The organism is Mycobacterium sp. 155 (assembly GCF_000373905.1).
GTDB lineage: Bacteria > Actinomycetota > Actinomycetes > Mycobacteriales > Mycobacteriaceae > Mycobacterium.
This window is the reverse complement of sequence record NZ_KB892705.1, coordinates 339,317-351,964: the sequence shown is the minus strand read 5'-3', so window position 1 is coordinate 351,964 and position 12,648 is coordinate 339,317. Positions and strand designations below refer to the sequence as shown.

Below are 12,648 nucleotides of genomic sequence, written 5' to 3'. Positions count from 1 at the left end.
ACGCTCAAGCTCATTGCACAAACCGTGGTATCGGCGGTAATCGGCGTGGTGCTGCTGGGTATCGCGTTGTTCGGGTCGGCCGGCACGTTCGACTATTGGCAGGCCTGGGTTTTCATCGGCGTGTTCGTGGTCGCCACGCTGGCTCCCAGCTTCTACCTGGCAATGAAGGATCCGGCGGCACTGCAGCGCAGGATGCGCGGCGGACCGAAAGCCGAAACCCGGAGAATGCAGAAGGTCATCATCACCATCAGCCTCATCTCGCTCGTCGCGGTGCTCATCGTCAGCGCGGTCGACCACCGGGAGGGCTGGTCGAATGTGCCCACCCCGGTGGTGATTCTCGGCGACGTCCTGGTGGCGGTCGGGTTGATCGTGTCGCTGGGGGTCGTCTTCCAGAACAGGTTCGCTGGTGCCTCGATCCGCGTCGAGCCCGGCCAGCAGGTGGTGTCGACCGGCATGTACGGCGTGGTCCGCCATCCCATGTACGTCGGCAACGTAATCGTGGTGATCGGTATGCCACTGGCTCTGGGTTCGTATTGGGCGCTGTTGGCGGTGTTCGTGACGCTGCCTGCGCTGGCTGTACGCATCACCGACGAGGAGAAGATGCTGCGCGCCGAACTCGACGGGTACGCCGCCTACACCGAGAAGGTGCGGTACCGGCTGATGCCCTACGTGTGGTGACGACGCGACAACGGCCCCGTGGGCCGAGGCCCCCGGCAGATATCCAGGATCAGATCCAGACACCCTTGCCGACGGTGACTACCCCACCGGCACTGACCGCGAAGCGCTCGCGGTCCTTCTCCAGGTCGATCCCCACCATTTCACCCGGCCCCACGACAACGTTCTTGTCCAGGATCGCCTTGCGCACCACGGCTCCGCGCCCCAAGCGGGTTCCTGGCATCAGCACACTGCCCTCGACGATCGCCCCGTCGTCGATCACCACGTTTGACGACACCACCGAATTGCGCACGGAGGCTGCGGAAATAATGCTCCCCGCACCGACCACCGACTCCTGCGCCGAGCCACCGTTGACGAACTTGGCCGGAGCCAGGTTCTCCGATGCGCCACGGATGGGCCAGCGCTTGTTGTACAGGTTGAACACCGGGTGCACCGACACCAGATCCATGTGCGCGTCGTAGAACGCATCCAGGGTGCCCACATCACGCCAGTAGCCGTGGTCACGTTCGGTGGCCCCGGGTACCTCGTTGTTGTTGAAGTCGTACACCGCCGCCACGCCGTCGGACACCAGCCGCGGAATGATGTCACCGCCCATGTCATGGTCGGAGCCGTCCTCGTCGGCGTCGGCCCGGATCGCATCGATGAGCACTTTGGTGGTGAAGATGTAGTTGCCCATCGAAACGAAGGTCTGCTCCGGATCGTCCGGAGTGCCCGGTGGGTCTGCCGGCTTTTCGACGAATTCCCGGATTCGGCCGGAGTCGTCAGCGCCGATGCAGCCGAATGCGCTGGCCTCCGCGCGTGGCACCCGGATACCGGCAACCGTCGCCCCAGCCCCGCTCTCGATGTGAAATTGGAGCATCTGCTCCGGATCCATGCGGTATACGTGGTCGGCGCCGAAGATGATGATGTAGTCCGGATCTTCGTCGTAGATCAGGTTCAGTGACTGATAGATCGCGTCGGCAGATCCGGTGTACCACCGCGGCCCGAGCCGTTGCTGTGCGGGCACCGGGGTGATGTACTCACCGGCCAGCCCGGACAACCGCCAGTTCTGGCTGATATGGCGGTCGAGCGAATGCGACTTGTATTGCGTGAGAACACAGATGCGCAGAAAACGTGCGTTGACCAGATTCGACAGCACAAAGTCGATCAACCGATATGCACCGCCAAATGGAACCGCCGGCTTGGCCCGGTCCGCCGTCAACGGGTACAGCCGCTTACCCTCTCCGCCGGCCAGAACGACGCCCAGCACGTGTGGCAGGTCCTTCATGCTGCAAACCTATCCCGCAGACAAGCAGTGCTGCCAGCCATCGACGCCATTGGTGACCGCTTGCGCACCGCCCGTGATGAATATTCTCAGCATCAGGTTGCCGACAATCCTGCGATCTGACGGACCAGCCGTTACGGTGCCACATATGCGGGTGGCCATGATGACTCGGGAATATCCACCCGAGGTGTACGGCGGTGCGGGAGTTCATGTCACGGAGCTCGTCGCTCAGCTACGTCAGTTGTGTGAAGTCGACGTGCACTGTATGGGTGCACCGCGTGAAGGCGCCATCGTGGCACAGCCCGATCCGGCGCTGCGGGGTGCCAATGCGGCACTGTCGACGCTGTCGGCCGACCTCAACATGGTCAACAGTGCCGAACAGGCGACCGTGGTGCATTCACACACCTGGTACACCGGCATGGCAGGGCATCTCACCGCGCTGCTCTACGGCATCCCCCACGTACTCACGGCGCACTCGCTGGAGCCGATGCGGCCGTGGAAGGCCGAGCAGCTCGCCGGCGGCTACCGGATCTCATGCTGGGTGGAACGCACAGCCGTCGAGGCGGCCGATGCGGTGATCGCGGTGAGTTCGGGGATGCGCAAGGATGTCCTCCGCACGTATCCGGCGCTCGATCCGGCCCGAGTGCACGTGGTGCGCAACGGGATAGACACCGACGTCTGGTTTCCCGCTCCCCCGGAGCAAGAGCAGTCGGTGCTGGCCGAGCTCGGTGTCGACCCGACCCGACCGATCGTCGCGTTCGTCGGCCGCATCACCCGCCAAAAGGGGGTGGCGCATCTGGTCGCCGCGGCACACAAGTTCAGCCCCGACGTGCAGCTGGTGTTGTGCGCGGGAGCACCCGACACGCCGGAAATCGCCGCGGAGATCTCCGGGGCGGTGGCCGATCTGGCCCGCGCACGCACCGGTGTGTTCTGGGTGCAGGAAATGCTGCCGACCAACAAGATTCGCGAAATACTTTCCGCTGCAGTAGTTTTCGTGTGCCCGTCGGTCTATGAGCCGCTGGGCATCGTGAATCTGGAAGCGATGGCATGCTCGACAGCGGTAGTGGCGTCGGACGTGGGCGGCATCCCCGAGGTGGTCGACGACGGACAGACCGGGCTACTGGTGCACTACGACGCGGCCGAACCAGCCGCCTTCGAGGCGGAACTGGCCGAGGCCGTCAACTCGTTGGTGGCCGACCCCGAGCGAGCCGCCGGGTACGGCGTTGCCGGACGCGAACGGTGTATCCGCGAATTCTCGTGGGCCCACATCGCCGAGCAGACGTTGGAGATCTACCGCAAAGTGACGGCATAGAGATTCGGTGTGATCGGTTGCCCGTGGGGCGATCGATCACGCCGACGCACTAACTGCTGGTGACGCCCTTGAGTTCGTCGCCGAGAGCGGCCGCCTCATCCGGGGTCAGCTCGACGACCAGACGCCCCCCGCCCTCCAGCGGTACCCGCATCACGATGCCTCGCCCCTCTTTGGTTGCTTCCAGTGGACCGTCACCGGTCCGGGGCTTCATCGCCGCCATCGAGTGCTCCCTCCAAATGAGCCCGCCCACGTCAGTGGGTCGGGGCCGGCACCGCCCACTCGTTGACGGCACCCGGCACTGAACTGCTACTGAACTACCCCTATTCTTCCCTATGCGCGTCGATGGGTGTGCGAAGACCCGTCGGATGTCTGACGGCGTGCCGTCTGGCGGACCACGGGAACCCAACAGGACGCGACATGGTCATCGACCATTCCCGTGGCCTGCATCAACGCGTACGCGGTCGTCGGCCCGATGAATTTGAAGCCACGCCGCTTGAGTTCCTTGGCCATTGCCGTCGACTCCGAGGTCACCGCGGGCACCTGTGAGAGGTCAGTGGGCCGCGGGCGGGGCGGCGGTGCGAACGACCACAGCAACTCTGTGAGGTCCACATCCAGTTCCGTCACGGCCTTGGCATTGGCGATGGTGGCCAGGATCTTGGCCCGGTTGCGCACGATGCCCGTGTCGTCCATCAGCCGCTGGATGTCAGGGTCGGTGTAGCCCGCGACGGTCGCGGGGTCGAAGCCGTCGAACGCGCGGCGGAAGTTCTCTCGCTTTCGCAGGATCGTCAGCCAGGACAGGCCGCTCTGGAACGCTTCGAGGCTGACTCGCTCGAACAGTGCCACGGGGTCCCTCAGTGGCTGGCCCCACTCGGTGTCGTGGTAGTCGCGGTACAGCGTGGTGCCCGCAGCAGTGTCGACCGCCCAGCCGCAACGGGTGCGACCGTCGTCGGTCACGGTTCGTCCGATGCGCGAATCTGCCCGGCGGTGGCCGACACCTCGGCATCGTCGTCCTCGGCATCGCCGGCAATCCCGTACGCCGCCCGCAAGGCGGCCAGCTCACCACGCAACCCGTCGAGTTCCTGCCCCAGCCGGTCCAGGACCCAGTCCACCTCGCTGGTCTTGTAGCCACGCACCGCCTGGGCGAATCGCAGGGCATCCACGTCGGCGCTCGTGACGCCGGAGGCCGGCAGGACCGTCGCCGTCGTGCCGCGCGGCAGCGGAGGCAACGTCTCGCCGCGGCCGAAAATCACGCTGCCCACCCCGAACAGCACGATGGCCACCAGTACCAGCACCACCAGGTACAGCAGAATCAATGTCACACCGTCGATACTGCCTCAACCGTCCGACAACGGTCCGCGGGCTAGCGGGGACGCAGGGTGACCATCGGCGGTCGGTCCGCCAGCGACACCGACGACACCCGAGGGGTGAACCCGTCGCCGTCGGCGAAGAACTGCGTGAGCCCGAGGCCGGAGTCGGCGATGCCGCAGCGGGACAGCAGCGTCGCGATCACCTGGCGGCTCATCGAGGCCAGTTCGGTCAGCGGCCGGTTGCGGTGTGTGCGCACGCCCAGGTTCACCTGGGCGATCGCGTCCAGGCCGAGCCGGTCGTAGGCGTCGACCAGCAGGCCGACCTCCACGCCATAGCCCGGTGCGAACGGCACTGAGGTGAGCAGCTCCCGGGTCCCGGCGTACTCGCCGCCGAGCGGCTGCATGACATAGTTCAGCTCAGGCCGCAGCGACGCGAGCAGCGGGCGCGCGACAAGCTCGGTCACCCGGCCTCCGCCGTTGGCGTCCTCACTGCCGCTGATCTTGAGCGGGCGCCGGTAGAACCCCTTGACCAGGTGCACGCCGTCGGTGGTCAGCAGCGGGCCGAGCAGCTTCGGCACGAACATCGGGTCGGGGTCGATCAGGTCGGAGTCGACAAAGGCGATGAGGTCGCCGGTGGTCGCGGCCAGTGACCGCCACAACACCTCACCTTTGCCGGGTTGCGGCGGAATCTCGGGCAGCGCCACTTCGCGGCTGACGACCCGGGCACCGGCCGCGAGCGCGCGGATCTCGGTGTCGTCGGTCGAGCCGGAATCGAGCACGATCAGCTCGTCGACCAAGCCGCCGAGCAGCGGCGTGATGGTCTCGACGACAGATCCGACGGTTTCTTCCTCGTTGAGGGCGGGCAGCACGACCGAGACGGTGCGGCCGGCCTTGGCGGCTTCCAGTCCGGCCACGGTCCATGCCGGACGGTTCCAGCTGCGGTCGGCCAGCCAGCGGTGTCTGGCAACGCCATCGGTGTCTGCCAGTTCGGGCATTAGGGTCATGCCAGTCCCCTCACTGTTCGTGCGGGCGCCCGCACTCCCCGGATCGACGCGACCATCTCCAGCACGCGCCGGGTGGGCCCGACCTCATGCACCCGGAACATCGCTGCACCATCTGCGGCGGCCAATGCCGTCGCGGCGAGGGTGCCCTCCAGGCGCTCAGTCACGTCCACACCCAGAGTCTCCCCGATGAAGTCCTTATTGCTCAGTGCCATCAGGACCGGCCATCCGGTCTTAACAAGATCTTTTACGTGGCGCAACAAACTAAGGCCGTGATAAGTGTTTTTGCCGAAATCGTGGGTCGGATCGATGAGGATCCGGTCCCGAAGGACCCCGGCGGCCACGGCATTGTCGGCGGCCGCGGTCACGTCGGCGATGACGTCGTCGACGACGCCGCGTTCGGTGATGCCGTAATTGACGCGGAACGGCCGGGTACGCGGCACCGCGCCACCGGTGTGCGAACACACCAGACCGGCCCCGAACTCTGCAGCCACCTCTGGAAGCCCTGGATCGGCACCGGCCCACGTGTCGTTGATCAGGTCGGCACCGACCGCACAGGCCTGTTTGGCCACCGCAGAGCGCCAGGTGTCGACGCTGATCAGCTGGTCCGGGTAGACAGACCGCAGCCATTCGATGAACGGCACGACGCGGGCGATCTCCTCATCCGAATCAACCGGGCCGCCTGGACCCGCTTTGACGCCGCCGACGTCGATCACATCGGCACCCTCGGCGATCACCCGATGCACCGCGGCCTTGGCTGCCTCGTCGGTGAACGTCGCACCGCGGTCGTAGAACGAGTCCGGGGTGCGGTTGACGATCGCCATGATCAGTGCGCGGTCAGGGGCCACCGGGCGACCGCAGAAGGTCCGCCCGGGGAGCCCTGACGTCGTCGACACGCCCTCCAGGCTATCGTCGTGCGATTTCCGGCCACTTGGGTCGCTTGCGCGACCGCCGGGCCGTCGCGCAGCTACGGGGCGCAAGCCGCCAGCGCGGAGTCGACGTCGTCGACCACCAGCAGCCGGTTCAGGGCCCCCTCGGACACGTAGCCCGTGTCCACGAGGCCGTGCAGCCACGTCAGCAGACCGTCGTAGTGCCCGAACGGGTCGAGCAGCACCAACGGTTTGTCATGCATGCCCAGGTAGCCCGCGGTCCAGGCCTCGAAGAACTCCTCCAGGGTGCCGATACCGCCGGGCAGCGCGATGAACGCGTCGGAGCGGTCCTCCATCACCTTCTTACGTTCGCGCATCGTGTCGGTGACGATGAGCTCAGCGGCGTCGATATCGGCGAGTTCGCGGTGCACCAGGGCCTTGGGGATGACTCCGACGGTATGCCCGGCGCCGGAGCGCGCAGCCCGGGCCACCGCACCCATCGCCGAGACGTTCCCGCCGCCGGAGACCAGCGCCCAGCCGCGCTTCGCGAGCGCCAAGCCCAGCTGGCTCGCCAGTGCCAACAACTCGGGGTGGGAGGGCCCCGACGCGCAATACACACATACCGCCCATTGGCGGTCAACTTCACCGGACACATACACAACGTAAAGGTTCGGCGTGAACAACGGATTTCCGGCCGGGCGCGATCACTGCGCCCATAAGATCGCGTAGATGGCTGTCGACTGGGTGATCACCCCGCGCGACCGTGCTCTTGACGGCCTCGAGGCCGGCTTGCGCGACCGGTCCGGCGCTGTCCTGATCGGGCCGGACGGGGTCGGGAAAACCTCCCTGGCCCGCTCCGCCGCCGAGCAGCACGGTGCCGACTATCGCCGGGTGGCGTGGGTGACGGGCACCGAATCTGCCGCGAGCATTCCGTTCGCGGCGGTGGACCATCTGATCGAAGTGCCCGTGGTCGGTAAGACCGCCGAGGTGCTGCGGGCGGGACGCCGATCACTGGGCACCGACCTACTCCTGGTGGTCGACGACGCCCATCTGCTGGATCCGCTCTCGGCGGCGCTCGTCTACCAGCTGGCCGTCAGCGGCGCGGCCAAGTTGATCGCCACCGCCACAGCGGAAGGGCCCGAGGAGGTCACCGCGCTGTGGCGGGACGGACTGGTCAACAGGGTCGAGGTGGCGCCCGCCGGTCACGACGACACGCGGCTGGCTGAACAGGTGGCAACATTCATTGCCGACCTGCCCGGTGACGCGCTGCGCACTCTGCGGTATCTGGCCGTGCATGATCCCCTGCCGCTGGCTGTCCTGGTCCCATTGACCGGGGCCGACGCCATCGAGCAGGCCCGTCAATGCGGCGCAGTCCGCATCGAGAACGCCATGGTGGGCTGCGCGCACCCACTGTTCCGCGACGCGGTCCGGGCATCGGTGGGTGGTCCCGCATTACGCCGGCTGCGCACAGCGCTGGTCGAGCGCATGCTGGCGACTCCCGGTTGCAGCGTGGTGGACCAGTTGCGGGTCGCAGTTCTGGCCGTCGACAGCGACCGTCCACAGCCGCCGCTCGAGGTGGCAGCCGCGGCAGCCACCGCACTGCGGCTGGGCGACCTGAACCTGGCCGAGCATCTGGGCCGGACTTCGCTTGCCGCCGGCTTCGAGGCCCGGCTGACGCTGGCCTACGCGCTGGCCTGGCAAGGACGCGGACGCGAGGCCGACGAGGTGCTGGCCGCCGTGAACCCCGCCGAGCTCACCGATGCCCAGCTGATGGCGTGGGCGTTGCCGCGGGCGGCCAATCAGTTCTGGATGCTCTCCGAGCCGGAACGGGCCACCGCCTTTCTGCGGACCACCCGGGACCGGGTGAGCACGCCGCAGGCCCAAACGACCTTGGATGCCCTTTCAGCCACCTTCGCGATGAATGCCGGTGCGCCACAACGCGCTTTGTCACTGGCCGAAGAAGTGCTGGGCAGTGCGGCAGCCGACGACACCGCTGTCGGGTGGGCCGCGTCCGCGGCGACGCTCAGCTGTGCGCGGATGGGCCGTTTCGACGACGTCGAGCCCATGGCGCAGCGTGCCCTGGACGCCGGGCACCCCGGGTTGCTGCGGTTCACCAGCGGGTTCGGGCAGACGACCGCACTGCTGCTGACCGGCCAGCTGAACCGGGCCCAGGAGATGGCGCAGCAGCTGACCGATTTCGCGCAGTTGCAGCAGCCGGGCCGGGCCATCGGCGAGGTGCTGATGTCCGATGTGCTGCTGGTTCGCGGATCTCTGCAGGCCGTGTCCCTACTGCGCCGCGCCACAGCCAATTTGGCGCCGACCGGATACTCTTGGGGGCCATTGGCGTGGATGTTGTTGGCGCAGGCGCTCGGTCAGCACGGGATGCCGATGGAGGCCGCAAAGGCGTTGTCCCGGGCAGAATCCCGGCACGGACTCAAATCCATGCTGTTCGCGCCGGAATTGGGACTGGCCCGGGCATGGACGTGTCATGCCCGCAAGGACAGGGCCGGTGCCATCGCCGCCGCGCGCGATGCCGCCCAGGCCGCCGAACGCGGTGGCCAGACCGCGGTGGCGTTGCGCGCGCTGCACGATGCCGTGCGGCTGGGTGACACCGAGGCTGTCGACAACCTGACCCGGATCGGGTTGGACTGCGTGTTCAGCAGGATCACCATGGACCACGCGCGCGCCCTCGCGGCTGACGACATCCTTGCGCTGCACGATATTTCGCTGCGATATCACGACCTGGGGATGTCGGCGGCCGCCAATGACGCTGCCCGCCAAGCCATTGCGGATCGGCCGTAGAGCCGGTAGTCGGTACGCACGATCCGAAGGACCGAGATGACGCAGTTCAACGCAGACATCAGCGCTGTGGCTGGTCTGGGCCGACAACTCGATGATGTCAGCTCGTCGGCAAGCAATGTGCTCGATGACGCGCAGGGCAGTGTGTCCAACAGCCCGGCCCGTCCCACGTGACTTCACACGGTGCTCAATTCACTACATGGTGCTCAATTCGCCGTCAGCGAGGCGCAACCAGCGGTCGATGTCGATGGTCTTGAGGAACCGTTCGTCGTGGCTGACCACCACGAATGCACCCCGGTAGGCGTTCAGCGCCGATTCCAGCTGCCCGATGCTCACCAGATCGAGGTTGTTGGTGGGTTCGTCGAGCAACAGAAGCTGCGGTGTGGGTTCGGCGTAGAGCACACACGCCAGCGTCGCCCTCAGTCGCTCGCCACCGGACAGCACGCCGACGGGTAGGTCGATCCGGTCACCACGAAACAAGAACTGCGCCAACAGATGCATCCTGCGGGTATGGGACAGACTGGGCGCCGCTTCGGCAAGGCTCTCGGCCACGGTCCGCTCAGGATCGAGCAGATCGAGCCGCTGCGACAGGTAAGCGATCCGACCGTCGGCCCGCTGCACCGTCCCGGCGCCCGGCTGCGTCCCGTCGACGATCCGCAGCAACGTCGACTTACCGGCGCCGTTGGGTCCGGTCAGCGCAATGCGCTCCGGTCCGCGTATCGCCAGATCGATTCCATTGCCGACAAACAACTTCCGACCATCACGCTGTACCTGCAGACCGTGGGCCGCGAACAGCGTGCGCCCGGCGGGCACTGTTGTGGCGGGTAGGTCGAGGACGATGACCTTGTCGTCCCGCAATGCCCGTTCGGCGTCGTCCAACCGTGCTTTCGCATCGTCCACGCGACGGGCGTGCACCTCGTCGGAGCGGGCCGAGGATTCCTGGGCATCGCGCTTGAGTTTGCCTGCAACGATTTTCGGCAGCCCAGCGTCTTTGACGTTGCGGGCCGCGTTGCCGGCTCGGCGCGCTGAGCGTTCCCGAGCCTGCTGCATCTGACGCTTCTCCCGCTTGAGTTGTTGCTCGGCGCTGCGGATGTTGCTTTCAGCGAGCTCCTGGGCCGCCTGGGCCGTCTCCTGATAGACGGTGAAATTACCGCCGTAGAACACGATGTCGCCGCGGTACAGCTCGGCGATCTGATCCATGCGGTCCAGCAGCACGCGATCGTGGCTGACCAGCAGCAGGGTGCCGCCGAAATCATCGAGGGCAGTGTAAAGGCGTTGACGTGCATCGAGATCCAGGTTGTTGGTGGGCTCGTCGAGCAGTAGCACATCGGGCCGTTTCAACAGTTCGGCGGCCAGCCCCAGCGTCACCACCTCTCCGCCGGACAGCGAGCCCAGCGGGCGGTCCAACGCCACACCCTTCAACCCGAGCCGGTCCAGCTGGGCCCGGGAACGCTCCTCGATGTCCCAGTCCTCGCCGATCGCGGTGAACACCGCCTCGCCGGCGTCACCGGCGGCCAGCGCCGCCAGCGCGTCGAGCGCCGGCGCGACCCCCAGCACATCCGCGACGGTCAGGTCGGCGACGAACGGCAGGGTCTGAGGTAGATAACCGACGGTGCCGGCCACCGTCACCGATCCTGCCGATGGCAGGTATTCAGCGGCGATCAGCTTGAGCAGCGTGCTCTTACCGGCGCCGTTGGGCGCGACAAGTCCGGTGCGGCCGGGGTCGATGGTGAATGACAGATCCGAGAACAGCTCGGTGTGATCGGGCCACACGAATGACAGGTGGGAAAAGACAATAGACATGCTGGAACTCCAGGGTGATCGGGAACGAATCGACTCTCTGGTTCACCCAGAGATGTCGTCTCCCAGCATGTTTTCGGCCCACCTCGATCGACAGCAGTACGAAACCCACAGTACTCAGGGGCGCAACCAATTATCCGGTTCAGGAGTGGCCGCGAAGCCGATCCAGCTGTCGCCGTTCACGTTTGGTGGGCCGGCCGGCTCCTCGATCGCGGACCGGCACGGCGGCCACGGTCTCCTTGGGTGGGGGCGGCGGGCTGCGGTCGATCAGGCATTCCGACGCGACCGCGGCGCCCACCCGTTTGGCGATCGGACGCAGGACCTCCACGATGCGCTCGCGTCCGTCGAGCCGTACCCGGACCTCGTCGCCCGGCCCCACGAGCTGCGCCGGTTTGGCGGTGATGTCGTTGACCCGGACGTGTCCGGCCCGGCACGCAGCCGCCGCCACGGACCGGGTCTTGGCGATCCGTACGGCCCAGATCCAGCTGTCGACGCGAACGCTGCTCATCGACTCGTCAGATAACGGCGCAGCATGTCGGTAACCGCGGTGATCTGCGCAGTCTCGACTCGCTCATCGACCTTGTGCGCCAAATTCGGATCGCCCGGCCCGTAGTTGACCGCGGGAATGCCCATCGCCGCAAACCTGGACACGTCTGTCCAGCCGTACTTCGCCCGCACCGCTCCCCCGGCCGCGGCCACCAGCGCCGCTGCGGCGGGCTTCGTCAGGCCAGGCAGGGCCCCGGCCGCCGCATCGGTCAGCTCGATCGACACGTCGAGCCCGTCGAACACCTCCTGTACATGGGCAAAGGCCTGTTCCACACTGCGATCGGGGGCGAAGCGGAAGTTGACCGTCACCGAGGCGGCGTCCGGGATCACGTTGCCGGCGATCCCGCCGTCAATCCGGACCGCAGAAAGTCCTTCGCGATACCCGCAGCCGTCGATGTCGACGCTGCGGGCCTGATAGCCGCCCAATCGGTCCAGCACCGCACCCAGCTTGTGAATCGCGTTGTCCCCCAACCACGACCGCGCGGAATGGGCGCGCGTGCCGGTGGCGCCGAGGACGACGCGGATGGTGCCCTGGCAACCGGCTTCGATATAGCCTCCGGACGGCTCCCCGAGGATCGCGACATCTGCGGACAGCCATTCCGGCAGCTCGCGTTCGATACGTCCCAGGCCGTTGGCGCTCGCCTCGATCTCCTCGCAGTCGTACATGACCAGGGTGATGTCGTGGGCCGGCTCGGCGATGGTGGCGGCCAGGTGCAGGAAGACGGCATCGCCCGATTTCATGTCGGACGTGCCGCAGCCGTACATCTCGCCGCCCACGAGGCGGCTGGGCAGGTTGTCCGCGGCGGGCACGGTGTCGATGTGGCCGGCCAGCATCACCCGCGACGGCAGGCCCAGGTGCGTGCGGGCCAGCACAGCGTCACCGCTGCGGATCACCTCGAAGGACGGGGCCTGGACGCGTAGCGCGGCCTCGATCTCGTCGGCGATGCGCTGCTCGTGACGGGACTCGCTGGGGATGTCCACCAGCGCGGCGGTCAGTGCGATCGGATCGGCACGCAGATCTAGCGATGAGCCACTTGCGTGAAGAGCCGAAGAGTGCGCCACAGTCCTCGAGGCT

The 12,648-nt window shown here is 66.8% G+C and carries 14 protein-coding genes; 4 read left to right on the top strand and 10 right to left on the bottom strand.

Translation table 11 applies throughout. The features are described 5' to 3' along the window. Nucleotides 1–24: 24 nt before the first annotated feature. Nucleotides 25–678 carry an isoprenylcysteine carboxylmethyltransferase family protein gene (locus tag B133_RS0101650; protein ID WP_232423237.1) on the top strand — a complete coding sequence of 218 codons (654 nt, stop codon included), beginning with the start codon at nucleotides 25–27 and terminating at the stop codon, nucleotides 676–678. A 49-nt stretch (nucleotides 679–727) separates the two neighbouring features. Here the strand turns inward: B133_RS0101650 and glgC are convergent, their stop codons facing one another. After that, the gene (gene glgC, locus B133_RS0101645; protein WP_018598969.1) at nucleotides 728–1,942 is read right to left on the bottom strand and encodes a glucose-1-phosphate adenylyltransferase; all 1,215 of its coding nucleotides are present in this window, start codon (nucleotides 1,940–1,942) and stop codon (nucleotides 728–730) included. A 145-nt stretch (nucleotides 1,943–2,087) separates the two neighbouring features. Between glgC and glgA the strand changes: the two genes are divergently transcribed. After that, nucleotides 2,088–3,251, top strand: coding sequence for a glycogen synthase (glgA, locus tag B133_RS0101640; RefSeq protein WP_018598967.1), 1,164 nt, complete (start codon nucleotides 2,088–2,090; stop codon nucleotides 3,249–3,251). Between the two features lie 49 nt (nucleotides 3,252–3,300). Here glgA and B133_RS23475 read toward each other — a convergent pair whose 3' ends face one another. The 6 genes from B133_RS23475 to B133_RS0101610 form a co-directional block, all read right to left on the bottom strand. Next, entirely contained in the window at nucleotides 3,301–3,471 is a 171-nt protein-coding gene (locus tag B133_RS23475) for a DUF3117 domain-containing protein (RefSeq protein ID WP_018598966.1), read from the bottom strand. 110 nt (nucleotides 3,472–3,581) lie between these two features. Beyond that, complete coding sequence (locus B133_RS0101630; RefSeq protein ID WP_018598965.1) at nucleotides 3,582–4,205, bottom strand: DNA-3-methyladenine glycosylase I; 624 nt, start codon at nucleotides 4,203–4,205, stop codon at nucleotides 3,582–3,584. Continuing rightward, nucleotides 4,202–4,570, bottom strand: a complete 369-nt coding sequence (locus B133_RS0101625) for a DivIVA domain-containing protein (RefSeq protein ID WP_018598964.1) — start codon at nucleotides 4,568–4,570, stop codon at nucleotides 4,202–4,204. Before B133_RS0101625 ends, B133_RS0101630 begins: the two co-directional genes overlap by 4 nt. 41 nt (nucleotides 4,571–4,611) lie before the next feature. Continuing rightward, complete coding sequence (locus tag B133_RS0101620; RefSeq protein WP_026255850.1) at nucleotides 4,612–5,562, bottom strand: glucosyl-3-phosphoglycerate synthase; 951 nt, start codon at nucleotides 5,560–5,562, stop codon at nucleotides 4,612–4,614. After that, nucleotides 5,559–6,383 carry a dihydropteroate synthase gene (gene folP / locus B133_RS0101615; protein WP_018598962.1) on the bottom strand — a complete coding sequence of 275 codons (825 nt, stop codon included), beginning with the start codon at nucleotides 6,381–6,383 and terminating at the stop codon, nucleotides 5,559–5,561. The genes B133_RS0101620 and folP overlap by 4 nt, the downstream gene beginning before the upstream one ends. A gap of 143 nt (nucleotides 6,384–6,526) precedes the next feature. Continuing rightward, complete coding sequence (locus B133_RS0101610; protein ID WP_026255848.1) at nucleotides 6,527–7,081, bottom strand: TIGR00730 family Rossman fold protein; 555 nt, start codon at nucleotides 7,079–7,081, stop codon at nucleotides 6,527–6,529. A 76-nt stretch (nucleotides 7,082–7,157) separates the two neighbouring features. On the opposite strand from B133_RS0101610, the gene B133_RS0101605 reads away from it, so the two are divergent. Further along, the gene (locus B133_RS0101605; protein WP_018598960.1) at nucleotides 7,158–9,230 is read left to right on the top strand and encodes an ATP-binding protein; all 2,073 of its coding nucleotides are present in this window, start codon (nucleotides 7,158–7,160) and stop codon (nucleotides 9,228–9,230) included. 36 nt (nucleotides 9,231–9,266) lie between these two features. Beyond that, nucleotides 9,267–9,401 (top strand): hypothetical protein, encoded by a 135-nt coding sequence (locus B133_RS25125; protein WP_018598959.1) that lies wholly within the window; start codon nucleotides 9,267–9,269, stop codon nucleotides 9,399–9,401. Between the two features lie 21 nt (nucleotides 9,402–9,422). Here the strand turns inward: B133_RS25125 and B133_RS0101595 are convergent, their stop codons facing one another. The 3 genes from B133_RS0101595 to dapE all read right to left on the bottom strand — a co-directional run bounded on the left by B133_RS0101595 (nucleotide 9,423) and on the right by dapE (nucleotide 12,635). Beyond that, nucleotides 9,423–11,030, bottom strand: a complete 1,608-nt coding sequence (locus tag B133_RS0101595) for an ABC-F family ATP-binding cassette domain-containing protein (protein ID WP_018598958.1) — start codon at nucleotides 11,028–11,030, stop codon at nucleotides 9,423–9,425. Nucleotides 11,031–11,169: 139 nt separating this feature from the next. Beyond that, nucleotides 11,170–11,535, bottom strand: coding sequence for an RNA-binding S4 domain-containing protein (locus B133_RS0101590; protein ID WP_018598957.1), 366 nt, complete (start codon nucleotides 11,533–11,535; stop codon nucleotides 11,170–11,172). Beyond that, the gene (gene dapE / locus B133_RS0101585; protein ID WP_018598956.1) at nucleotides 11,532–12,635 is read right to left on the bottom strand and encodes a succinyl-diaminopimelate desuccinylase; all 1,104 of its coding nucleotides are present in this window, start codon (nucleotides 12,633–12,635) and stop codon (nucleotides 11,532–11,534) included. The genes B133_RS0101590 and dapE overlap by 4 nt, the downstream gene beginning before the upstream one ends. Nucleotides 12,636–12,648: the final 13 nt, after the last annotated feature.